This is a genomic window from Mesorhizobium sp. M0410, from assembly GCF_040321435.1.
Taxonomy (GTDB): Bacteria; Pseudomonadota; Alphaproteobacteria; order Rhizobiales; family Rhizobiaceae; genus Mesorhizobium.
On sequence record NZ_JAMYRN010000030.1, the window covers coordinates 1 to 22784 of the forward strand.

Sequence of the window (22784 nt, forward strand, 5' to 3'; positions counted from 1 at the left end):
AGGATCAGCGCGCCCGGATCGACCACCTTCAGCTTGTCGCCGTTTTCGGTCACCGTCACGTCGTTTGTACCGGCAACCGCCACGATCGAGAACAGCGCGCCTTCCGGCTTCCAGCATTTGGTGCAGCCGCAGGCATGGTTGTGGGCGATCTGGCCCTTGACCTTCACCTTGACCGGGTTGCTGGTGCAGGCGCAGACCAGCGTGCCGCCGGCAAAATCGGGCTTTTCCCGTGGCAATCCATTGTCGATTTTAGGATGCAGTTTTTCCGGCATTTTTATCTCCTCCCGTGTTGAACATGCATTTTCGGCCGTTGGCTGGTTAGCCGGCGGCTTTCTCCTCCTCAGTAAACCACCACGCTCCTGATCGACTTGCCTTCGTGCATCAGGTCAAAGCCCTTGTTGATGTCCTCGAGCCTCAGCGTGTGGGTGATCATCGGATCGATCTCGATCTTGCCGGCCATGTACCAGTCGACGATCTTCGGCACGTCGGTGCGGCCGCGCGCGCCGCCGAAGGCGGTGCCCATCCAGGTGCGGCCGGTGACCAGCTGGAACGGCCGCGTCGAGATCTCCTGGCCGGCGCCGGCAACGCCGATGATGACCGACTTGCCCCAGCCGCGGTGCGATGATTCAAGCGCCTGGCGCATGACTTTCGTGTTGCCGGTGCAGTCGAACGTGTAGTCGGCGCCGCCGATCTGGTCGGCGCCGCGCTTGGTCATGTTGACGAGATGGGCCACGACATCGCCGTCGATCTCCTTCGGATTGACGAAATGCGTCATGCCGAATTTCTCGCCCCATTCTCGTCTGTCGTTGTTCAGGTCGACGCCGATGATCATGTCGGCGCCGGCAAGCCGCAATCCCTGGATGACGTTGAGGCCGATGCCGCCGAGGCCGAAGACGACCGCCGTCGCGCCTTGCTCGACCTTGGCGGTGTTGATCACAGCACCGATGCCGGTGGTGACGCCGCAGCCGATGTAGCAGATCTTGTCGAACGGCGCGTCGGCATTGACCTTGGCCACCGCGATCTCGGGCAGCACGGTGAGGTTGGAAAAGGTCGAGCAGCCCATATAGTGGAACAGCCTGTCCTTGCCGATCGAGAAGCGCGAGGTGCCGTCGGGCATCAGGCCCTGTCCCTGCGTGGCGCGGATGGCGGTGCACAGATTGGTCTTGCGCGACAGGCAGGACGGGCACTGCCGGCATTCCGGCGTATAGAGCGGGATGACATGGTCGCCCTTCCTGACCGAGGTGACGGCCTTGCCGACGTCGACGACGATGCCGGCGCCCTCATGGCCGAGGATCGCCGGAAACAGGCCTTCGGGGTCGGCGCCCGACAGCGTGAACTCGTCGGTGTGGCAGATGCCGGTTGCCTTGATCTCGACCAGCACCTCGCCATCGCGAGGACCCTCGAGGTCGACCTCCATGATCTCCAGCGGCTTTCCGGCGGCGACAGCAACAGCGGCGCGCGTTTTCATCAGGCAATCCTCCCAAGACGGTCTGCAATCCAAGCTAGATTTAACTTACCATTCAGCTCCGCGCTATGCACGAAGCGACGTTCCGACCCCGGATTTTCGTCAGCGCTCACCGATCTACATCCGGGATAGGCTCCGACTTTGCCTTGACCGCCCTTCTGAAGCCCATAAAACGGGAAGCCCGTTAAAAAAGGGCAGCCGAGGGACGAGGCCTGCATGTTCACAAAGATCCTGGTCGCCAACCGTGGCGAGATCGCCTGCCGCGTGATCAAGACGGCGCGCAAGATGGGCATCGTCACCGTCGCGGTCTATTCCGATGCCGACCGCGACGCCGTGCATGTCGAAATGGCCGACGAGGCGGTGCATATCGGGCCTTCGCCGGCCGCGCAAAGTTATCTGGTCGCGGAAAAGATCATCGCCGCCTGCAAGGCCACAGGAGCAGAGGCCGTGCATCCCGGCTACGGTTTCCTGTCCGAGCGGGCATCCTTCTGCGAAACGTTGGGGCAGGAAGGCATCGTCTTCATTGGCCCGAAGCCCAAGGCCATCAAGGCGATGGGCGACAAGATCGAATCGAAGAAGTTCGCCAATGCGGCCAAGGTGTCGACGGTGCCCGGCTGGCTCGGCGTCGTCGAAAACGCCGCCCATGCCGAAAGAATAGCCGGCGAAATCGGCTATCCCGTGATGATCAAGGCCTCGGCCGGCGGCGGCGGCAAGGGCATGCGCATCGCCTGGAGCAAGGCAGAGGTGCGCGACGGCTTCGACCGGGCGCGGTCGGAGGCCAAAAGCTCGTTCGGCGATGACCGCGTCTTCATCGAAAAGTTCATCGTCGATCCGCGCCATATCGAAATCCAGGTGCTCGCCGACGCGCATGGCAGCACGCTCTATCTCGGCGAGCGCGAATGCTCGATCCAGCGCCGCAACCAAAAGATCGTAGAGGAGGCGCCGTCGCCGTTCCTCGACGCCAAGACCCGCAAAGCCATGGGCGAGCAGTCGGTGGCGCTGGCCAAGGCCGTCGACTACCAGAGCGCCGGCACGGTCGAGTTCATCGTCGACAGCGACAAGAACTTCTATTTTCTGGAAATGAACACGCGGCTGCAGGTCGAGCATCCGGTGACGGAACTGGTCACCGGCATCGACCTGGTCGAGCAGATGATCCGCGTGGCAGCCGGCGAAAAGCTCGCCATCAAGCAGAGCGACGTCAGGCTGAACGGCTGGGCGGTGGAAAGCCGCCTCTATGCCGAAGATCCTTATCGCAATTTTCTGCCGTCGATCGGCCGGCTGACGAAGTATCGGCCGCCCGAGGAAGGAAAGTTCGGCGACATCGTTATCCGCAACGATACCGGTGTCACCGAAGGCTCGGAAATCTCGATGTTCTATGACCCGATGGTCGCCAAGCTGTGCACCTGGGCGCCAACGCGGCTGGTGGCGATCGACGCCATGTCGGAAGCGCTGGACAGTTTCGTCGTCGACGGCATCGAGCACAACATACCGTTCCTGGCGGCGCTGATGCAGCATCCGCGCTGGCGAGAAGGTCAGATATCGACCGGGTTCATCGCCGAGGAGTATCCCGACGGCTTCGCGCCCATTGTGCCAGACGCCGAGGAGAAAGCGGTGCTGGCCGCGATTGCCACCGCGGTGGAACTGCTGCGCCGCGATCGGCTCGACCGGCTGGGCGGGCGGCTGGCGCCGCATTCCGGCGCCTTGAAACGCGATTGGGTGGTGAAGATCGGCCCGGACTATCTTTCGGTCGCCATCGTCGAAGGGATGATTTCCATTCCGATGGAGCTCGACCTCACAATCGACGGTGGCAAGGCACTGACCGTGGCATCCGACTGGCGGCCGGGCGATCTCATCTGGCGCGGCACGGTCGGCGGCCGCAAGGTCGCGGCGCAAGTCAGGCCGGTGCTGAACGGGTTCCGCATCGCCTGGAAAGGCATTTCGGTGACAGCCCGCGCCATGCTGCCGCGCACTGCCGAGCTCGAAAGGCTGATGCCAGAAAAAGTGGCGCCGGATACCTCCAAGATGCTGCTTTGCCCGATGCCCGGCCTTGTCGTATCGATCGCTGTTGCCGAGGGGCAGGAGGTCAAGGCCGGCGAGACGCTTGCCGTGGTCGAAGCGATGAAGATGGAGAACGTGCTGCGCGCCGAGCGCGACCTCATCGTCTCGAAGCTCAACGCCAAGCCCGGCGACAGCCTTGCCGTCGATGCGGTGATCATGGAATTCGCGTGAGGCTGTAATCTGCTTGAGGTTGGTGGGACAAAGGGGAGCGAAGGAACGCGACCTTGCAATTGGTTGAGCACGCTCGCTTGAGGAGGGACAAGGCGAGGGGCGTGCGGAATTCGCTTTTTTTGCCTCACAACGTATTTTGTTCTTGCTTTGTGCCGGCAGCTATGCTAGTAATTTGGATATGGTGCTAAATGGCTCCAACGACCCGCCCGCTGTGGCGGGTTTTGTGTTTCCGGCCTGAGGTTGGCGGCGCCCCTCTCTGTCCTGCCGGACATCTCCCCCACGAGGGGGGAGATCGGCAGCTTCGGCGGTTGCTCTAAACGTCCAAAGCTCCAATCGCTTCTGCTGGACTCATGTTATCTGCTGCCGGACAATACATCTTGATCGACTGAGTCCCTGTGAGGCGGCGCGAAAAAACCATGACGGATGAGAGACTTCCACGCGATCCCTTGCTGCGCGAGGCCTATGCAAAGGCGTCGCGGGCAGAGGCGGCGGCGCGTCGGTTCATTCATCTGCGCGTGCATTCGGCCTATTCGCTGCTCGAAGGTGCCTTGCAGCTCGGCAAGATCGTCGGCCATGCGGTGCAGGACGAATGCCCGGCAATCGCCGTCACCGACACTAACAACCTGTTCGGTGCGCTGGAATTCGCGCAAAAGGCAGTGAAGGACGGCATCCAGCCGATCATCGGCTGCCAGATCGACCTCGCCTTTTCCGGTGAGGCGAACGACAGCCAGCGCGACCGCAGGCGGCAGGGGCCGGAGATGCGGCCGGTGGTGCTGATCGCCGCCACCGAGGCCGGCTACGGCAATCTGGTCAGGCTGGTCAGCCGCGTCTACCTCGAGACACCGCCCGGCGAGGCGGTGCATCTGACGAGCGAGATGCTGCAGGGAAATTCCGACGGTCTGATCTGCCTTACCGGCGGGCCGCGCGGTCCGATCGGCAATGCCTTGAAAGAGGACCGCCGTGAACTAGCCGAGACCCGGCTGCTGGCGCTCAAGGGCCTGTTCGGCGACCGGCTCTATGTCGAACTGGAACGGGTCTCCGGCTACGACCGCGCCATCGAGCAGTCGTCGGTCGATCTCGCCTACCGCCACGATCTGCCGCTGGTTGCCACCAACGAAGCGTTTTTCTTCTCTCGTGAAGACTATGAGGCGCATGACGCGCTGATCGCCATCGCCGAAGGTTCCGTGGTTGCGGCCGATAATCGCCGCCGCCTGTCGCCCGACAATTTCCTGAGAAGCCAGGCCGACATGGCGAGGCTGTTCGCCGACCTGCCGGAAGCAATCGACAACACGGTCGAGATCGCACTGCGCTGCTCCTACTATCCGAAGACACGAAACCCGATCCTGCCGCGCTTTGCCGGCCGCGATGTCGCCGACGCCGATGCGGCGGTCAAGGCGGAGGCGCAGGAGCTTGCCAGGCAGGCGCATGAAGGGCTGGAGGCGCGGCTGGCGGCGCACGGGCCGACGCCCGGCTATACAGTCGAGCAATATCGCGAGAGGCTGGATTTCGAGCTCGGGGTCATCGAGAAGATGAAATATCCCGGCTATTTCCTGATCGTTGCCGACTTCATCAAATGGGCCAAGGCGCAAGGCATTCCAGTCGGCCCGGGCCGCGGATCAGGCGCCGGCTCGCTGGTCGCGTATTCGACGACCATCACCGACATCGATCCGCTGCGTTTTTCGCTGCTGTTCGAGCGCTTCCTCAATCCCGATCGCGTGTCGATGCCCGACTTCGACATCGACTTCTGCCAGGACCGGCGCGAGGAGGTCATCCGCTACGTCCAGCAGAGATACGGCCGCGACCAGGTCGGCCAGATCATCACCTTCGGTACCCTGCAGGCGCGCGCCGTGCTGCGCGACGTCGGCCGCGTGCTGCAGATGCCTTACGGGCAGGTCGACAAGCTGAGCAAGATGGTGCCGTCGAACCCGGCCAATCCGGTCAAGCTCGCCGACGCCATCGCCAACGAGCCGCGCTTTGCCGAGGAGGCCGAGCGCGAGCCGATCGTACAGACGCTGCTCGACACGGCGCAGAAGCTGGAAGGTCTGTACCGACACGCCTCGACTCATGCCGCCGGCATCGTCATCGGCGACCGGCCGCTGTCGGAACTGGTGCCGATGTACCGCGATCCGCGCTCGGACATGCCGGTCACCCAGTTCAACATGAAGTATGTCGAGCAGGCCGGGCTGGTGAAATTCGACTTTCTTGGCCTGAAGACGCTGACGGTGCTGGACAGGGCGGTCAAGCTGATCCGCCGCCGCGCCATCGAGATCGATCTCGCCCACATTCCGCTCGACGACCCAGAAACCTACGCCATGCTGTCGCGCGGCGAAGTGGTCGGCGTGTTCCAGGTGGAAAGTGCCGGCATGCGCAAGGCGCTGATCGGCATGCGGCCCGACTGTATCGAGGACATTATCGCGCTCGTTGCGCTCTACCGGCCGGGGCCGATGGAGAACATCCCGACCTACAACGCCAGAAAGCACGGCGAGGAGGAGATGGCGTCGATCCACCCGAAGATCGACCATCTCGTCAAGGAGACGCAAGGCGTCATCGTCTACCAGGAACAGGTGATGCAGATTGCGCAGGAGCTCTCCGGCTATTCGCTGGGCGAAGCCGATCTGCTGCGCCGCGCCATGGGCAAGAAGATCCGCGCCGAGATGGACAAGCAGCGCGAGCGCTTTGTTTCGGGCGCGGTCGAGCGCGGCGTCGGCAAGCCGCAAGCCGACTTCATCTTCGACCTGCTGGCAAAGTTTGCCGACTACGGTTTCAACAAATCGCATGCCGCCGCCTATGCCGTCGTCTCCTACCAGACCGCCTATCTGAAGGCGCATTACCCCGTCGAATTCCTGGCGGCATCGATGACGCTCGACATGGGCAATACGGACAAGCTCGCCGATTTCCGCCAGGATGCGCTGCGCCTCGGCATCGAGGTGGTGGCGCCGTCGGTGATGACGTCGTTCCGGGATTTCGAGGTCGGCGAGAACCGCATCTTCTATTCGTTGGCCGCGCTCAAGGGCGTCGGCGACGCCGCAGTCGAGCACATCGTCGCCACGCGCGGCGAAAAACCGTTCAAGAGCCTCGCCGATTTCTGCGAAAGGGTCGATCCGAAGATCGTTGGCAAACGCGTCTTCGAGAGCCTGATCATGGCCGGCGCGCTCGACTGCTTCGGTCTCGACCGGGCGGCGATGATGGCCGGCGTCGAGCGGATGATGGGGCTGGCGTCCTTGGCGCAGCAGAATGCCGTCACCGGCCAGCACGACATCTTTGGCGCCTCGCTGGGCGCACAGTCGCAGGCACTCAACTTGCCGGCGACCGACCCCTGGCTCGCGGCCGACCGCCTGCACCGCGAGTTCCAGGTGGTCGGGTTCTATCTCTCGGCGCATCCGCTCGACGAATACAAGGCGGCGCTGCAGAAAATGCGGGTGCAGACCTGGGCCGAATTCTCGGCCGCCGTCAAACGCGGTGCGGCCGCCGGCCGGCTCGCCGGGACGGTGACCACCAAGCAGGAACGCAAGACGCGCACCGGCAACAAGATGGGCGTCGTGCAGTTTTCCGACACGTCCGGCCAGTATGAAGCGGTGCTGTTTTCCGAGGGACTGGCGCAATATCGCGACCTGCTCGAGCCCGGCCGCTCGGTGGTCATCACCGTTTCGGCCGAGGACAGGCCGGAAGGCGTCAATCTGCGCATCCAGACCGTGCAGTCGCTGGAGGACGAGGCAAGCCGCATCCAGAAAGCGCTACGCATCTTCGTGCGCGACGCAGCACCGATCGGCACGCTTGCCGGCCAGCTTGCCGTCAAGGGCGAGGGACAGGTAAGCTTTGTGCTGATAAAGGATGACGGCCAGGGGGAGGTCGAGATCGAATTGCCCAGTCGTTATCGTATCTCGCCTCAGATCGCGTCAGCCATGCGCGCGGTGCCGGGCGTGGTTGAAGTGGAGCTGGTTTAAAATACCGAAACCTTCGGGTTTTGGCGATTGGGGGGCGCCATGGATGAACGCGCAGCCGCTTTCGAACTAACACGGATGGTCAACGGGTACCGCGTCTCGCAGGCGATCTCGGTCGCCGCGACGCTCGGCATCGCCGACCACATCAAGGACGGCAAGCGCTCGGCAGCAGATCTGGCAAGCCTGACCGACACACATCCGCGCGCGCTCTATCGGTTGCTGCGGGCGCTTGCGGCGGTCGGCATATTTCACGAGGCAGAGGACGGGCAGTTCTCGCTAACGCCGCTTGGCGGCGCCTTGCGCTCCGATGCTGAGTTTTCCGCTGCACCCTGGGCCGCCTTCGTCGGAAGACCCTATTACCGGCAAGCGTGGAGCGAACTGCTCTACAGCATCCAAACCGGCACGAACGCATTTCGCCACGCGCATGGCAAGGGCGTCTGGGAATACCGGGCAGAGCATCCAGAGGAGTCCGCTATCTTCGATCGCGCCATGGCAGCGAATTCGCGCGGCGTGGCGGCAGCCATCCTGGCGGCGTATGATTTTTCGTCGTTTCCGGTCATCATGGACGTCGGCGGTGGCCAGGGCGCGCTGCTTGCCGAAGTCCTGGCCGCGACCCCGGGCAGCCGCGGCATCCTTTTCGACCAGCCGCATGTGGTAGCGCCGGCCGCCTCGGTGCTGGCGGCGAAAGGTGTCGCCGATCGCTGTGAGATCGTCGGAGGCGATTTCTTTGCCGAGCTGCCCGTGGCGGCCGACGCGCTGCTGCTCAAATGGATTTTGCATGACTGGGACGACGAGACCAACGTCGCGATCCTGCAAAACTGTCGCCAGGCGATCCGTGCGGGCGGCAAGTTGCTGGTTTTTGAGGCCGTGCTTGAGCCGCCCAATCAGGGGGCGAATGCCAAATTCTCCGACCTCAACATGCTGGTCGCGCCCGATGGCCAGGAGCGGACGGCCGATGAATTCAAGTCGCTGCTGGCAAAGGGTGGCTTCGAGGTGACCGAGATCATCCAGGCGGGGCCACGCATCAGCGTTCTAGAGGCAAGGCCGGTTTGATCGCGGCTGAAGCCATTTGCCGCAACCGCCGGGATCGGTCGGATGGCGCAAGCTTCCGCCTGCCTTGTCGAATGGACGGCCGTCGCAGCGAAGGCTATCGCGATCGTCATGAAGGTAGCTGACAAGAACGGAGCCCAAGATATTTCAGCCTTGGCCCGGCTGCGCGACATGTTGCGCAAGCTGTATCACGGGCGCACAGCGGCGGCGTTCCGGTTTCAGCTTGCGGCCGTTGTCATCGACCTTGCCATCATTGCCTTTTTCATCGCCACGCCGGTGATCCAGAAGTCGTCTTCGTTCCTCTGGCTGGACTACTCCGTGGCAGCACTTGTCGCCGCCGACATGATTGCCCGGCTGCTTGCCTCCAACGACATGCTGCGCCTGATGAAACAGCCGGCGTCGTGGATTGATGCCTTCATCCTGCTGACTCTGCTGATGCCTACGGCGCTGGCCAATCTCGGTTTTTTGCGCATCCTGCGGCTGTGGTCGCTGTCGCGTAGCGGCGCGCTGTGGCGATTTCTCGAGATGCGCGGCTTCAGGCGATGGCGCGAGGCGAGCCGTGCGGTCATCAATTTCCTGACATTCCTCTTTGTCATCACGGGTTTCGTCTACACCTTCTTCTTCCGCACCGTGGGTGGTCTCGAGGGCTATGTCGATGCGCTGTATTTCACGGTCGCCACGGTCACCACGACCGGTTTCGGTGACATCGTCCTGCCCGGTGTGGCCGGCAAGCTCACCGCGATCGCCACCATGATCATTGGCATATCGCTGTTCGTCCGGCTTGCACAGGCGCTCTTCCGTCCCACCAAGGTGTTCTTTCCTTGCCCGCAATGCGGGCTGCAGCGGCACGAGCCCGACGCCGTTCATTGCAAGGCCTGTGGGCACGTTCTGAACATACCCGACGACGGCGATTGAAACGCAGGGCTACGCTGCCGCCACTTCCGCAGGTTTGGCGGCTTTTTTCTGCAGGTTGAGCAGATTGCCAAGCAGGATCAGCAGGGCGCCCCCGGCGGTGAAGGCGTCGATCTGCTCGTGATAAAGCAGCCATCCGATCATCGCCGACAGCGGTACGCGCAAAAAGTCCATTGGCGAGATGACCGTCGCATCGGCATAGACAAGTGCGCGGGCCATGCAGAAATGCGACGACATGCCGGTAAACGCGATCAGCAGGATCCACGGCCAGAGCTCGAGCGACGGGTTGCGCCATTCGTACAGCGCCGGGACGAGGCCAAGCACCGACTGGATGATCAGCATCCAGAAGATGATGCGCACGACGCTGTCCGTCCGCGTCAGCGACTTGACGAGAACCACCGAGACGCCGAAGCAGACCGCTGCTCCCAGCACGATAACATGCCCCGGATTCACCGCGCCGACGCCCGGACGCACGATGATCACCACGCCGATCAGCCCCAGCACGATCGCCGCCAGCCTTGGCCGGGAGAGCCTTTCGCCGAGGAAAGCTACCGCCAGCAGCGCAGTCCAGATCGGCGTCGTGAATTCGATCGAGATCAGCACCGCAAGCGGGATCAGCGTCAAGGCATAAAGCCAGGCAGCCTGGCCGGTATAATGGACGACGTTGCGGGCGAGATGGGCCAACGGGCGTCCGGTGCGCATCGCCGGAAAACCGCCTGACATCATGACCAGCGGCAGCAGGATGAAAAAGCCGATCACCGAGCGCAGCTCGAGCACCTGGAAGACGTTTAGTTCTGCCGTCGTGGCGCGGCCGGCCACCGACATCGCCAGGAACGAGGCGATCGACAGCGCCATCCAGAACGCGGCCTTGGGGATCGAGGGTGCGGGTGTCATGGGCGCTATGTCGCAAGCCGGCGCTTTCATCGCAACCGCTAGCCGACGCATTCGACTGGGCCAGCCGTGAAGCGTTGCAAACAGTGATGTTGAAGTCGGAACCCGCTGCTGAGGGAAGCGTTGGTCCCTCAGTGTTTGCGTGCTGTGTTTTGGATACCAACGAGGAGCGGTCCGATGAAATCACTTGCACGATTTGTACTTGCCGGGTGCCTGACGGCCGGGGCCGGCGCAGCGCATGCCGACGATCCGGATTTTCTTCGCTCATTCCAGGGGAATTTCGCCGGCAAAGGCACCGTCAAGGTCACCACCGATGCGCCGACGGTGAATGTCTCCTGTCATTTCAATTCCGACGCAACATCGATCTCGCTATCGCTCGACGGCAGCTGCCGCGGTCTTATCGTGGTGACGCGCGCCATCAGCGCCGATCTCAAATCGAGCGGGACGAAATACACCGGCACCTATGTCGGATCGCGCACCGGGCCGGCGCAATTGAGCGGCAGCCGCTCCGGCAACGCAATCAATCTCGGCATTCGTTGGGCCAAGGAGGTCAATGGCGACCGCAGGGCGCAAATGACTGTTGAGAAAACCGGCGAGGACGGCATGCGGCTGACCGTCGTCGATACCGATCCGAAAACCGGCAAGAGTGTGGTGACCAGCAGGATCGATCTGCGGCGCACCTGACTATCACTCCTCGACCGGTTCGGGCGGATGGGCATCGCGGCCCTTGCCGAAGGTATAGCCGGTTTCCACCGCCCTGCGGCCGAACTTGCCGCGCAGCGTGTCGATGGCGCCTTCGGCCATGGCGCGCTTGCGTGACTGGACGTCGACCAGGTCGGGCGGGTCCGCCCGGTCATCGTCGGAGAGATCGCTGACGCCAATGCCGAGCAGCCGGTATTTCGTGCCATCCGCTTCCTTGCGCAGCAGCTCGAGCCCGGTCTGAAAGATGCGGTCGGCCAGCCGGGTCGGATCGCCGAGTTGGCGATTGCGCGTGCGGATCTTGAAATCCTGGGTCTTCAGCTTGAGGACGACGGTGCGTCCGGCAATGCCGGATTTCTTCAGCCGGGCCGAGACTTTTTCCGACAGCGCCCTCAGCACCGAAACCAGGTCGTCGACGGAGGCGATGTCGGTATCGAAAGTGGTTTCCGCCGAGACGCTTTTCGCGTCCTGGTCGGGAACGACGCGACGGTCGTCCTCGCCGCGCGAAAGCCGGTAGAGCCGGTCGCCCATGACGCCGTAGCGGCGCATCAGATCGCCACGTTCCATGCGCTGCAACTGGCCGATGGTGCGGATGCCGTCGCGCTCGAGCGTGGCGGCAAAGGCCTTGCCGACCCCCCAGATCAGCGTCACCGGCTGCTCGGCCAGGAAGCCGATAGCCTCGGCCTCGCCGATCACCGAAAAGCCGCGCGGCTTGCGGAAGTCCGACGCCACCTTGGCCAGGAACTTGCAGTAGGAAAGGCCGGCCGAAACGGTGATGCCGATCTCCTTTTCCACGCCGAGTGCGAAGCGCGCCAGCACCACCGCAGGCGGCAGGCCATGCAAGCGCTCGGTGCCGGCGAGGTCGAGAAAGGCCTCGTCGATCGAGAGCGGCTCGACCAGCGGCGTCAGCGCCTGCATCATGGCGCGCACCTCGCGGCCGACGCGCACGTATTTTTCCATGTCCGGCGGGAGGACCACCGCTTCGGGACAGGCTTCGAGCGCCTTGAACATCGGCATTGCCGAGCGAACGCCATGGATCCGGGCGATGTAGCAGGCGGTGGATACGACGCCACGCTTGCCGCCGCCGATGATCAATGGCCGGTCCTTCAACGCCGGGTTGTCGCGCTTTTCGACCGCCGCGTAGAACGCGTCGCAGTCGATATGGGCAAGGCGCAACCGGTAGAGCTCCGGATGGCGCGCGAGCCTTGGACTGCCGCAGCGCTCGCAACGGCGTGCCTCGCTGCGCTGAAAATTCAGGCAGTCGCGGCAAAAACCGTGTTCGGGGTTGTTGACAGGAGCCGCCATCGCTGCGAACATAAAGAGAACAAATGCAATGGTACGTCAGGACGGACGCCACGACAAGGCGGTGGGCCGGGAGAGAGCTCATGAATACGACCATAGCGCCGCTAGTGCCTGAGCTTTGGGCGGATTTCGAGGATCTTTTCGGCAAGCAGGGCGCCTGTTACGGCTGCTGGTGTACGCATTTCCGGTTAGCGCCTGCGGTGCGCCGCGCGAGCAATCGCGAGCGCAACAAGGACCACATCAAGGCGCGAATCGAGGCCGGGCCGCCGCCCGGCCTGTTGGCTTTCGAGGGTGGCCAGGCGGTCGGCTGGATGCAGATCGGCCCGCGTGCCGACGTGCCCGAATGGAACAACCAGGGCAGGGGGTCGGCGCCGATCGACCCCGCCGACGCCGCCGATCCGGGCGTCTGGGCGATCTCCTGCTTCTTCATCCGCACCAAGGCACGCGGCAGGGGCCTGTCGCACCGCCTGGTCCAAGGCGGCATCGAGTTCGCCCGCCAGAACGGCGCGCGCCTGATCGAGGCCTGCCCCATCGACCTGTCGAAGGATTCGCGGTCGATAGGGCTGTTCGTCGGCTCGTCGCGGGTCTTCGAAAAGGCCGGGTTCCAGCGGTTGGTCGAACGCAAGCCAGGCCGACCGCTGGTGCGGCTGGTGCTTTAGGCAATGCCGCAGGCCATTCGGGTCGCGCCGCCTCGCCTTGCGGTTGGGGTGGTAATTTCCTACGAAATGAGAAAGTGCAGATAATTCCAATGGCCCAACGGAGAATGAGCGTGAACCGTGTCCTGCCAGTCGTCTTTGTGCTCGCGCTCAGCGCACCCGCCTTCGGCCAAACCGTTGATGAGCAGGGCGCGAAGCAGCTTTCCGAGAATCTGGCCCGCTATGTCGGCAGCCAGGCAATCGACAAGGGTGTCGCAAAGGTTTCGCTTGAGGGCGACGCCTATAAGATCGCCTTCGACTTCAAGGCGCTTGCCGGGATGTTGCCGAAGCAGAATTTCGCGAAATTCAACTTGGCGCCCTATGCCCTCCTTGCCAAACCGCGCAGGGATGGGAAATGGGACGTCTCGGCGGACATGTCGACCAGCGCTTCCTTCGAGGTCGAGGGGCCGCAAGGGCCGCAGAGCACCCAGTTAGCAATCGCAGGCGGCAAGTTCGCCGGCGTCTATGATCCCGAGTTGGCGGCTTTCGCCAGCGCCACTACATCGATGACCGGCATGACGATGGACTCCCGGGACGCCATGCAACGCGTGAAAGTGAGCACCGGCCCCGGTACGGCCACCATGAGCGCCGCCAAGGCGGTGAATGGCGGCGCCGACTTCACCATGACGCAGACGATAGCGGTTTTTGCCGAAGCGATCGACTTTGACGACCCCAATAGCGGGCTGAAATTCCCGCTCGCAATCACGTCGCCGGGACTGTCGGTCAATGCGACCGGCAAAGGCATACGAACAAAGCCGCTTCTCGATCTTCTGGCATTTGCAGTGGCCAATGAGGACGAGGCCAAGCTCAAAGGCAATCAGGCGCAACTCAAATCGCTGCTGCTCGCCGCATTGCCGCTATGGGAGCGGATCGACGGAACCTACGGGTTCAAGGATTTCGCCGTGGACAGCCCCGTCGGACGTTTCGGCGCGGCGGAACTGGGCACCAGTTTCGGGAGCGACGGCATCGCGCAGAACGGGACGATCAACTATGCAATCAGAGCGGCAGGGCTGACGATACCTCGAAACGTGCTGCCGAGCTGGAGTGCCGCGCTGTTGCCCACCGACATCGACCTGAATTTCGGCGGCGCCAATATCGATCTCGACAGTATGACTAAGAAGGCCATCGAAGCCTTTGACCTGAACAACAAACCGCCGCTGCCGGCCGACTTTGGCGATCAGATCAAGGCCGATTTCATGGCCAAGACGCCGAAATTCGTCATCGGGCACAGCACGGTGAAGAACGGCGGCATCGAGATCGTGCTGGAGGGCGAGATGACGTTTCCAGGGGCGACGCCGATGGCAAATGTAACCCTCGACATCACCGGATACGAAAAAATCGTGGAGACCTTGCAGACGGCGGCGAAGACAGACCCGCAGGCCGCGCAGTATTTTAGCGGCGCGCTGGCGATCAAAGGGTTTGGCAAGACGCTGCCGGACGGCCGGCTGGAATGGGTGATCAACACCAAAGCCGACGGTTCGGTGACGGTCAACGGCGCCATGCTGAAGCCGGCCGACTCCGTCGGGACTGACGACAGTGGGGAAGAGGCAACGCCGTAAAGCACCAGCAGTGGCCGTCGTCTGCGGCAGGTTCTTCGATCTGCCCGCAGTCTCGGGATCGCCGCTTATATCGAATGCTCGTGATTGTCGTCGCCGAGCGGCAGCGCCCGCAATGCCTTGCCGACTGCGGCGGGCGGCGTTCCGGTCTCCTCGGAAAAACGCATCAGCGTCGGCTCGTGGGCAAGGATGAACTGCAGCACGCCGGCCAGGAATCCCGGTTCACCCGCCGCCTGGCGGATGGAATGAGCTTCGATGCCGGTGATCGCCAGGAAGCGGGGCAGAAGTTCCGGATCGGCGGCGACGAAGCCCAGCGCCTTTACGGCAATGGTTTCCGCTTCCTCGCGCATTGACGCTGCGTTTGCCATCGCTACCTTCCTTCGTGGGCGGAATCGTTCTGTTTTCGCAGTAGTGGCAAGTGTCGCCGGCAGCAAGCTCGCCGACCTGGAATCCGAAAGCTTTTAGGGCGGCCGGTTTCCGTTTCGTCAATCATATTGCCGTATAGTGGGAACAGGTTTGGTGCGTGCCGACAAGGGGCGCATGACGGCACCCTTCGAGTGGAAGGTCAGCCGGGACGGGAAATCGATGCCAAAGAAGGTTATGATCGTCGAAGACAACGAGCTCAACATGAAGCTCTTTCGCGACCTCATCGAAGCGAGCGGCTACGAGACGGTGCGCACACGTAACGGCCTCGAAGCGCTGGATCTGGCGCGGCAGCACAGGCCGGACCTCATACTGATGGACATCCAGCTGCCGGAAGTATCGGGCCTCGAGGTCACCAAATGGCTGAAGGAGGACGATGATCTCCACGTCATCCCGGTCATTGCGGTCACCGCCTTCGCCATGAAGGGGGACGAGGAGCGCATTCGCCAGGGTGGCTGCGAGGCATATATCTCCAAGCCGATCTCGGTGCCGCGTTTCATCGAAACCATCAAATCCTACCTGGGCGATGCCTGATGTATTTTTCCAGCCGAGCCGGAGCTTTGTGAAATGACCGCGCGGATCCTCGTCGTCGACGACATCCCAGCCAATGTCAGGCTGCTGGAGGTTCGGCTGCTCGCCGAATATTTCGAGGTTCTGACCGCCACCAACGGGCCGGACGCGATCGAGATCTGCGAGAACGGCAAGGTCGATGTCGTGCTGCTCGACGTGATGATGCCCGACATGGACGGGTTCGAGGTCTGCCGGCGGCTGAAGGGCGACCCGGCGACATCGCACATCCCGGTCGTGATGATCACCGCGCTCGACCAGGTTTCGGACCGGGTGCGCGGCCTCGAGGCCGGCGCCGACGATTTTTTGACCAAGCCTGTCAACGATCTGCAGCTGATGACGCGCGTGAAGAGCCTGGTCAGGCTGAAGTCGCTGACCGATGAGCTGCGGCTGCGCGCCTCGACGACACGCAATATCGGCATCGAGGAGCTTTTGAGCCGCAACTTCGCTACCGATGACGCGGTGCCGAAGGTGCTGCTGGTCGACGAGCGCAAATCCTCGTTCGAGCGCATCCAGAAGATGCTGCGCGGCAGTGCCGCTCTCGACGTCGCCAACGATCCGCATGCCGGCTTCTTCCAGGCCGCCGAGCTGCCCTACGAATGCGTGATGATCTCGACGGCCTTCGCCGATTTCGACCCGCTTAGGCTCTGCTCGCAATTGCGCTCGCTTGATCGCACCCGTTTCCTGCCGATCATCCTTCTGGCGGACGAGGGCGAGGAGGGGCGTATCATCCGCGGCCTCGAACTCGGCATCAACGATTATCTGATGCGGCCGATCGACCAGCAGGAGCTGACGGCGCGGCTGCGTACGCAGGTGCGCCGCAAGCGCTACAACGACCAGCTTCGCGCCAGTGTCACCCAGACCATCGAGATGGCGGTGACCGATGCCCTGACCGGTCTGCACAACCGCCGCTATCTCGACAGCCATCTGCAGACGCTGTTCGACCGCGCCGTGGCACGGCGCCGGCCGCTGTCGGTGATGATCACCGATCTGGACCGCTTCAAGAGCATCAACGACGCGCATGGCCATGACGGCGGCGACGACGTGCTGCGCGAATTCGCGCGGCGGCTGCGCAAGAACGTGCGCGGCATCGATCTAGCCTGCCGCTTCGGTGGCGAGGAGTTCGTGGTGGTGATGCCGGACACGGACGGCGCGGTAGCCGAAAAGGTAGCCGAACGCATTCGCGCCGAAATCGCCCAACTGCCGTTTGCCGTTGGCAGCGAGGGCAAAGCGATCGAAGTCACCGTCAGCGTCGGCGTGTCGTCGGTGCTGAAAGGCATGGACACGGTCGCGGCGCTGATGAAACGCGCCGACCTTGCGCTCTATGAGGCCAAGAGCGGCGGCCGCAATCGCGTCGTCGCCAAGGCGGCGTAGCACCATGGACGAATTAGCCAGTCAACCCGACAAGGTTACGAATTTACCTTAATCCAAGCGAGTTGCGAGGCTTGGTTAAGAAACTGTTGATTTTCATAAGTTGTTGCGCAAATGTGCAGCCCTTAGACGTAACCGGCACGAGGTCTAGATCGCCGGTTCGACCGAAAGAATACCCCATGATGCTCAGGTCCGCCGCATCTCCTGGGTCCGTGGGGTCGGCTGGCCGGCGCTGGCACATAGTGGCCTCCTCGTACCGCTGCCAAACGCCGGCCGGCCCCCAATTTTCAAAACACATCAGGATTCTGCGCCAAGACCCGGAAAACGCTTTGGTTTTGTTGCGACAGCGACAGCGCCCTTTGAAATAGCCGGCTGGGCAGAGCGTATGCGCCCGCAGTCGGTTGACAGGGCCTGTCTTCTATGCAGAAATTGGTTGGACCATTGAGCCATTTGGTGACCCGTTGGCATGACCGAATTCGGCCTTTCCCCCATACAGGCAACTGCTCGCGACGACGCGGTGCTGAAGGCGCTGGCCGGCTTTGTAATGCGGGAAGCTCTCGGGCCCGGCCAGAGACTGCCGACCGAACGCATCCTGGCCGAGCGCCTCAAGGTGAGCCGCAACACCGTGCGCGAGGCGCTGACGCGCTGGGAAGGGCTCGGCCTGGTCGAACGGCGGCAAGGCAGCGGCACCTATCTCAAGGGAGTGGTCTCGCTGGACATGCTGCACATGCCGCTGACGCTGGCCGGCGGCAATGATTTCACCAGCCTGATGCAGACGCTGGAAATCCGCCGGGCACTGGAAGCGGAAGCCGCCGCCCTGTGCGCCGTTCGCGCGGACCAGGCCGAGATCGCCGAGATCGCGCGCAAGCTCGACATTATGGAGCAGGCCTTCCACACCCGCGCAGGGATGTCGGCGGAGGAGGACTGGGAATTCCACCAGTCGATCTACCGCAGTTCCGGCAATCCGCTCTTCGAGCAGATCATCGCCGCCATGCACGAACTGTTCCACCGTTTCTGGGAGCATCCGCTCGGCGTGCGTGATTTCGGCCACGCCAGCTTTCCTTACCACCGCACCATCTACGAACGCATTGCCGCGCACGATCCGGAGGGGGCCCGGGCCGAGGCGCTCAAGCTGATCGCCACCGTCGAGGACGATCTGAAGCGCGGCGCGGCCAAACTCGAACTTTCAGGCCAGAAATGAGCGATCATCCCGCCGGTTTCGAAAACGACTATCTCGCCGAGGCGGCGACGCTTCTCGCCCATGACGAACCTTTCCCCGGCGGTGCCGTGGTGCCGCCGATCTACCAGACTTCGCTCTTCACCTTCTCCAATTATTCGGAGATGGCCGATACATTCGCCGGCAGGCGACGCCAGCCGATCTATTCGCGCGGCGACAACCCGACGGTCATGGAGTTCGAGGCGCGTGTCGCCGCTCTCGAAGGCGCGGAGGCCGCGCGCGGCTTTTCCAGCGGCATGGCGGCGATCAGCGCCACGGTGCTTGCTTTCGTCGGTGCCGGCGAGCGCATGGTTGTCGTGCGCAATTGCTACGGCGATGCCTACCGGCTGTTCGAACGGCTTTTGCCACGGCTCAACATCAAGGTCGACTATGTCGACGGTTCCGATCCGGACGCGGTCGCCGCGGCACTCCCCGGCGCCAAGCTGCTCTACCTGGAAAGCCCGACGTCGATGATGTTCGAGCTCCAGGACATAACCCACCTGGCGCGGCTGGCCAAAGAGCAGGGCATCGTCACCACGATCGACAATTCCTGGGCGACGCCGGTGTTCCAGAAGCCGATTTCGCACGGGGTCGACCTGGTGCTGCATTCGGCCTCGAAATACCTCGGCGGCCACAGCGATACCGTCGCCGGTGTGGTGGCCGGTTCGGCTGCCCATATCCGACATATCAACGAGCAGACCTATTCCTACCTCGGCGGCAAACTTTCGCCTTTCGAGGCCTGGCTGTTGCTGCGCGGGCTGCGCACATTGCCGCTGCGGTTGCCGCATCACATGAAGAGCGGGCTGACCATCGCCGAACGGCTGAAAGCGCATGGCCATGTCGAGCGGGTCAACCACCCGGCCTATTCCAACCATCCGGGCAAGGCGACGCTTGCCGGCTATGCCGGGCTGTTCTCATTCGAGGTGACGGAAGACGTCGACATCCCGGCTTTCGTCGATGCGCTGAAACTCTTTCGCATCGGCGTCAGCTGGGGCGGCCATGAGAGCCTGGTCGTTCCAGCAAAGGCCTCGCTCGAGCAGACGCCGGGCCTGAATTCGATGGCGCGCTTCGGCGTCAGCCCGCGAACCATCCGGTTCAGTGTCGGATTGGAAAGTGTCGAAGGCCTGTGGGCTGACGTTGCCCAGGCGTTCGACAAAGCAAAAAGATAAATGGAGCCGTTCAAAATGGGAGTGCTGAACATGAAAAAACTGAGCATCCTTCTTGGTGCCGTCGCAGGTCTGGCGATTTCCGCCGGCAGCGTGCTGGCCGATTCCACGGTCAAGATGGTCGAGGTCATCACCAGCCCGCCGCGTACCGAATTCCTCAAGAAACAGATCGCCGAGTTCGAGGCGGCCAATCCGGGTGTCAAGGTCGAGCTGGTATCGCTGCCCTGGGGCCAGGCGTTCGAGAAGTTCCTTACCATGGTGCAGGCCGGCGACACGCCCGACATCGTCGAGATGCCGGAACGCTGGATGGGCCTCTATGCGACCAACGGCCAGCTCGAGGATCTCGGGCCATATATGGCCAAATGGGACGATGCCAAAACGCTGGGCGAGCGTGCCAAGCAGTTCGGCTCGACCGTCAACAACAAGCAGTACATGATCCCTTACGGCTATTACTTGAACGCGCTGTTCTGGAACAAGAAGCTGTTCAAGGAGGCCGGTCTGGACGGTCCGCCGGCGACGCTCGATGAATTCGTCGAGGACTCCAAGAAGATCTCGGCAATACCGGGCAAATACGGCTACTGCCTGCGCGGCGGCCCTGGCGCCTTCAACGGCATGCACATGTTCATGAACATTGCCGCCGGCAAGGGCGGCTATTTCAACGAGGACGGCACCTCGACCATCAACGAGGAAGGCTCAGTCAAGGGCCTGCAGATGCTCGCCGACATGTACAAGAACGGCCTGGCGCCTAAGGACGCGGTGAGCTGGGGTTTCAACGAGACCGTCACCGGGTTCTATAGCGGCACCTGCGCCATGCTGAACCAGGATCCCGACGCGCTGCTCGGCATCGCCGACAAGATGAGCGCCGACGACTTCGCCGTGGCGCCGATGCCAGTCGGGCCGAGCGGCAAATCCTATCCGACGCTCGGTTATGCCGGCTGGGCGATGTTCGCCAATTCCCAGCACAAGGACGATGCCTGGAAGCTGATGGCAACGCTTTTGTCGCCCAAGGACAATCTGGAATGGGCAAAGGAAGTCGGAGTCATTCCAATCCACAATGGCGCCGACCAGGACGCTCACTTCAGGACCGAGCAGTTCAAAGGCTGGTTCGAGGAACTGAACAACGGCGACAAATACGAGATGGTGACGCCTCCGACGCATCTGGAAAATCTCGGCAATTTCGTCGACCAGGTAGCGATCAAGAATTTTCAGGAAGTGCTGCTTGGTCAGAAGGCGGCAAAGGACGTGGCCGACGAATGGGCCAAGTTCCTGACCAAGGAACAGCAGGACTGGATGGCCAAGAACAAGAAATAGCTTTCCTCCCTTCTCCCCGTTCACGCGGAGAAGGCATCACAAAGTGACGGATGAGGGGCGGCGCTAACCCGTCGTGGCTCGTGTTGCCTCTCATCTGCCTGCCCGTCCCCCGCAGCAGCTGCGCTGCAGCTGCGGAGGGTGGACCGGCATCTCCCCGTAAACGGGAAAGGCGCTGTCGCCAGCCCATGCTTGCCCCAGGAGACAATCCAGCACCCATGACCTACGCCGTGTCCGAAATACGATCCGTCGGCAGGCCGCGAAAAAAGCGGCTATCCCATGCCGCAATCGAGCCCTGGCTTTATCTCAGCCCGGCGATCGTGCTGCTGGTCGTCGTGCTGCTGGTGCCGCTGGTTATCGGTATCGGTTACTCGTTCCGCAAATTCTCCGCTTTCAAATCCGAATATGTCGGACTTGGGCAGTATCAGGCGATGCTGTCGGATCCCGTGCTCGGGCAGGCGCTCGTCAACACGCTGTGGTGGACGGCAGCCAGCCTGTTCTTCCAGTTCTTCCTCGGCCTTGGCCTGGCGCTGTTGCTAGACACGCCGTTCCGGGGCAGAAAGATCGTGCAGGCGGTGGTGTTCCTGCCCTGGGCGGTACCGTCCTTCCTCTCGGGCCTGACCTGGGCCTGGCTGTTCAACCCGATCATCGGGCCGCTGCCGCATTGGCTCTACGCCTCGGGGCTGAAGACCGAGCCAACCAACGTGCTCTCCGATCCCTCGACAGCCATGTGGGGACCGATCGTCGCCAATGTCTGGTTCGGCATTCCCTTTTTTGCCATCACGCTTTTGGCGGCGTTGAAGTCGATCCCGTCAGAACTGCATGAGGCAGCGGCCATCGACGGCGCCTCGCCGTGGCAACGCTTTACCAAGGTGACGCTGCCGTTCCTGGCGCCAACCATCGTCATTACCGTCATGCTGCGCACGATATGGATCGCCACCTTCGCCGACCTGATCTTCGTCATGACTGAAGGCGGGCCTGCCGGTTCGACGGCCACGGTGCCGGTCTATATCTACGTCAGCGCGTTCAAGTCGCTGGACAAGGGCTATGCCTCCGCTGTGGCGGTGCTGCTGCTTGTGCTGCTCATCGTCTATGCGGTTGCGCTGATCGGCATCCGCCGTTCGCTGGTAAGGCACGTCTGATGATTGCCGGACGCTCCGTCTCCTCGCGCGTTCTCGGCGGCATCGGCCTTTACGGCGCGATCGGAGCCTACATGGCCTTCGCGCTGTTCCCGATCTTCTGGACGTTGAAGATCTCGGTCACGCCGGAGCGGCTGCTCTATTCCGAAGGCATCACTTTCTGGCCGTCGCAAACGACGCTGCAGAACTTCGTCACCGTGCTCGAAGCCACCGATTTTCCGCGCTATTTCCTAAACAGCGTTATCGTTTCGGTGTCGACGGCTGCCTTCGTAACGGTCATTGCCACGCTTGCCGGCTACGCCATGTCGCGTTTTTCGTTCCGCGGCAAGGCGACCCTGGCTATCCTGCTTTTGCTCACCCAGACTTTTCCGCTGGTCATGGTCATTCCGCCGATCTACCGCATCATGGGGCAGATCGGTCTCATCAACAGCCTGACCGGCCTCGTCATCATCTACACCGCCTTCAATACAGCCTTTGCAACCTTCCTGATGCAGTCGTTCTTCGACGGCATCCCGCGAGACCTGGAAGAGGCAGCGATGATCGACGGCTGCACGCGCCTGCAGGCCATGCGCAAGGTGATCGTGCCGCTGACGCTGCCCGGCATGGGGGCGACGCTTGGTTTCGTCTTTACCGCCGCGTGGAGCGAGTTGCTGTTTGCGCTGATGCTGATTTCCAGCGACGACCAGAAGACTTTCGCGGTCGGCTTGCTCACCTATATCGGCAAATTCGCGGTCGACTGGGGACAAATGATGGCGGCTTCCATCCTGGCGCTGATCCCCGTCTGCGTCTTCTTTGCCTTCCTGCAGCGTTACCTCGTCACCGGCCTTACCGCCGGCGCCGTCAAGGGATAAATC

At 62.6% G+C, this 22784-nt stretch carries 19 protein-coding genes; 14 read left to right on the top strand and 5 right to left on the bottom strand.

The genetic code is table 11. The features are described from left to right. Positions 1–272 (bottom strand): GFA family protein (locus NKI63_RS27595; RefSeq protein WP_502900518.1); only part of this gene is annotated, 272 nt, incomplete at its 3' end. A gap of 68 nt (positions 273–340) precedes the next feature. Continuing rightward, positions 341–1468, bottom strand: coding sequence for an S-(hydroxymethyl)glutathione dehydrogenase/class III alcohol dehydrogenase (locus NKI63_RS27600; RefSeq protein WP_352823967.1), 1128 nt, complete (start codon positions 1466–1468; stop codon positions 341–343). Between the two features lie 213 nt (positions 1469–1681). Here NKI63_RS27600 and NKI63_RS27605 point away from each other — a divergent pair, with 213 nt between their 5' ends. The 4 genes from NKI63_RS27605 (at position 1682) to NKI63_RS27620 (ending at position 9600) form a co-directional block, all read left to right on the top strand. Beyond that, positions 1682–3694, top strand: a complete 2013-nt coding sequence (locus tag NKI63_RS27605) for an acetyl-CoA carboxylase biotin carboxylase subunit (protein WP_352753143.1) — start codon at positions 1682–1684, stop codon at positions 3692–3694. 416 nt (positions 3695–4110) lie between these two features. After that, entirely contained in the window at positions 4111–7638 is a 3528-nt protein-coding gene (dnaE, locus tag NKI63_RS27610) for a DNA polymerase III subunit alpha (RefSeq protein ID WP_352508842.1), read from the top strand. A 39-nt stretch (positions 7639–7677) separates the two neighbouring features. Then, positions 7678–8688: a methyltransferase gene (locus NKI63_RS27615; RefSeq protein ID WP_352508841.1), complete on the top strand. Its 1011-nt coding sequence runs from the start codon at positions 7678–7680 to the stop codon at positions 8686–8688. A gap of 108 nt (positions 8689–8796) precedes the next feature. Further along, positions 8797–9600: an ion channel gene (locus NKI63_RS27620; protein WP_352508845.1), complete on the top strand. Its 804-nt coding sequence runs from the start codon at positions 8797–8799 to the stop codon at positions 9598–9600. Positions 9601–9609: 9 nt separating this feature from the next. Here the strand turns inward: NKI63_RS27620 and NKI63_RS27625 are convergent, their stop codons facing one another. Beyond that, positions 9610–10491: a DMT family transporter gene (locus NKI63_RS27625; RefSeq protein WP_352508840.1), complete on the bottom strand. Its 882-nt coding sequence runs from the start codon at positions 10489–10491 to the stop codon at positions 9610–9612. 174 nt (positions 10492–10665) lie between these two features. Between NKI63_RS27625 and NKI63_RS27630 the strand changes: the two genes are divergently transcribed. Next, entirely contained in the window at positions 10666–11172 is a 507-nt protein-coding gene (locus NKI63_RS27630) for a hypothetical protein (RefSeq protein ID WP_352508839.1), read from the top strand. A 3-nt stretch (positions 11173–11175) separates the two neighbouring features. Here the strand turns inward: NKI63_RS27630 and NKI63_RS27635 are convergent, their stop codons facing one another. Continuing rightward, on the bottom strand, positions 11176–12504 hold the full coding sequence (locus tag NKI63_RS27635; RefSeq protein ID WP_352823968.1) for a DNA polymerase IV: 1329 nt from the start codon (positions 12502–12504) through the stop codon (positions 11176–11178). Between the two features lie 68 nt (positions 12505–12572). Here NKI63_RS27635 and NKI63_RS27640 point away from each other — a divergent pair, with 68 nt between their 5' ends. Together NKI63_RS27640 and NKI63_RS27645 are read left to right on the top strand one after the other, a co-directional pair. Continuing rightward, entirely contained in the window at positions 12573–13148 is a 576-nt protein-coding gene (locus NKI63_RS27640) for a GNAT family N-acetyltransferase (protein WP_352508837.1), read from the top strand. 104 nt (positions 13149–13252) lie between these two features. Then, positions 13253–14743 (top strand): hypothetical protein, encoded by a 1491-nt coding sequence (locus NKI63_RS27645; RefSeq protein WP_352508836.1) that lies wholly within the window; start codon positions 13253–13255, stop codon positions 14741–14743. A 65-nt stretch (positions 14744–14808) separates the two neighbouring features. On the opposite strand, the gene NKI63_RS27650 is transcribed toward NKI63_RS27645, so the two are convergent. Then, the gene (locus NKI63_RS27650; RefSeq protein ID WP_352448688.1) at positions 14809–15108 is read right to left on the bottom strand and encodes a DUF3572 domain-containing protein; all 300 of its coding nucleotides are present in this window, start codon (positions 15106–15108) and stop codon (positions 14809–14811) included. Between the two features lie 217 nt (positions 15109–15325). On the opposite strand from NKI63_RS27650, the gene NKI63_RS27655 reads away from it, so the two are divergent. The 7 genes from NKI63_RS27655 to NKI63_RS27685 all read left to right on the top strand — a co-directional run bounded on the left by NKI63_RS27655 (position 15326) and on the right by NKI63_RS27685 (position 22781). Further along, entirely contained in the window at positions 15326–15697 is a 372-nt protein-coding gene (locus tag NKI63_RS27655; protein WP_006334976.1) for a response regulator, read from the top strand. 33 nt (positions 15698–15730) lie between these two features. Next, positions 15731–17104: a PleD family two-component system response regulator gene (locus NKI63_RS27660; RefSeq protein WP_352508834.1), complete on the top strand. Its 1374-nt coding sequence runs from the start codon at positions 15731–15733 to the stop codon at positions 17102–17104. Between the two features lie 463 nt (positions 17105–17567). Next, complete coding sequence (locus NKI63_RS27665; protein ID WP_352508833.1) at positions 17568–18302, top strand: FadR/GntR family transcriptional regulator; 735 nt, start codon at positions 17568–17570, stop codon at positions 18300–18302. Beyond that, complete coding sequence (locus NKI63_RS27670) at positions 18299–19486, top strand: PLP-dependent transferase (RefSeq protein ID WP_254820139.1); 1188 nt, start codon at positions 18299–18301, stop codon at positions 19484–19486. The genes NKI63_RS27665 and NKI63_RS27670 overlap by 4 nt, the downstream gene beginning before the upstream one ends. A 30-nt stretch (positions 19487–19516) precedes the next feature. After that, a complete protein-coding gene (locus NKI63_RS27675) occupies positions 19517–20794 on the top strand; it encodes an ABC transporter substrate-binding protein (RefSeq protein WP_352823969.1) in 1278 nt (425 codons plus the stop codon). Between the two features lie 215 nt (positions 20795–21009). Next, entirely contained in the window at positions 21010–21933 is a 924-nt protein-coding gene (locus tag NKI63_RS27680; protein WP_254820141.1) for a carbohydrate ABC transporter permease, read from the top strand. Further along, positions 21933–22781, top strand: a complete 849-nt coding sequence (locus NKI63_RS27685; RefSeq protein ID WP_352706594.1) for a carbohydrate ABC transporter permease — start codon at positions 21933–21935, stop codon at positions 22779–22781. The genes NKI63_RS27680 and NKI63_RS27685 overlap by 1 nt, the downstream gene beginning before the upstream one ends. Positions 22782–22784: the final 3 nt, after the last annotated feature.

Bases quoted from the DNA above. Each gene is read 5' to 3' on its own strand.
- NKI63_RS27600 (WP_352823967.1), bottom strand. From the start codon at position 1,468: ATGAAAACGCGCGCCGCTGTTGCTGTCGCCGCCGGAAAGCCGCTGGAG.
- NKI63_RS27605 (WP_352753143.1), top strand. From the start codon at position 1,682: ATGTTCACAAAGATCCTGGTCGCCAACCGTGGCGAGATCGCCTGCCGC.
- dnaE (WP_352508842.1), top strand. From the start codon at position 4,111: ATGACGGATGAGAGACTTCCACGCGATCCCTTGCTGCGCGAGGCCTAT.
- NKI63_RS27615 (WP_352508841.1), top strand. From the start codon at position 7,678: ATGGATGAACGCGCAGCCGCTTTCGAACTAACACGGATGGTCAACGGG.
- NKI63_RS27620 (WP_352508845.1), top strand. From the start codon at position 8,797: ATGAAGGTAGCTGACAAGAACGGAGCCCAAGATATTTCAGCCTTGGCC.
- NKI63_RS27625 (WP_352508840.1), bottom strand. From the start codon at position 10,491: ATGACACCCGCACCCTCGATCCCCAAGGCCGCGTTCTGGATGGCGCTG.
- NKI63_RS27630 (WP_352508839.1), top strand. From the start codon at position 10,666: ATGAAATCACTTGCACGATTTGTACTTGCCGGGTGCCTGACGGCCGGG.
- NKI63_RS27635 (WP_352823968.1), bottom strand. From the start codon at position 12,504: ATGTTCGCAGCGATGGCGGCTCCTGTCAACAACCCCGAACACGGTTTT.
- NKI63_RS27640 (WP_352508837.1), top strand. From the start codon at position 12,573: ATGAATACGACCATAGCGCCGCTAGTGCCTGAGCTTTGGGCGGATTTC.
- NKI63_RS27645 (WP_352508836.1), top strand. From the start codon at position 13,253: ATGAGCGTGAACCGTGTCCTGCCAGTCGTCTTTGTGCTCGCGCTCAGC.
- NKI63_RS27650 (WP_352448688.1), bottom strand. From the start codon at position 15,108: ATGGCAAACGCAGCGTCAATGCGCGAGGAAGCGGAAACCATTGCCGTA.
- NKI63_RS27655 (WP_006334976.1), top strand. From the start codon at position 15,326: ATGCCAAAGAAGGTTATGATCGTCGAAGACAACGAGCTCAACATGAAG.
- NKI63_RS27660 (WP_352508834.1), top strand. From the start codon at position 15,731: ATGACCGCGCGGATCCTCGTCGTCGACGACATCCCAGCCAATGTCAGG.
- NKI63_RS27665 (WP_352508833.1), top strand. From the start codon at position 17,568: ATGACCGAATTCGGCCTTTCCCCCATACAGGCAACTGCTCGCGACGAC.
- NKI63_RS27670 (WP_254820139.1), top strand. From the start codon at position 18,299: ATGAGCGATCATCCCGCCGGTTTCGAAAACGACTATCTCGCCGAGGCG.
- NKI63_RS27675 (WP_352823969.1), top strand. From the start codon at position 19,517: ATGAAAAAACTGAGCATCCTTCTTGGTGCCGTCGCAGGTCTGGCGATT.
- NKI63_RS27680 (WP_254820141.1), top strand. From the start codon at position 21,010: ATGACCTACGCCGTGTCCGAAATACGATCCGTCGGCAGGCCGCGAAAA.
- NKI63_RS27685 (WP_352706594.1), top strand. From the start codon at position 21,933: ATGATTGCCGGACGCTCCGTCTCCTCGCGCGTTCTCGGCGGCATCGGC.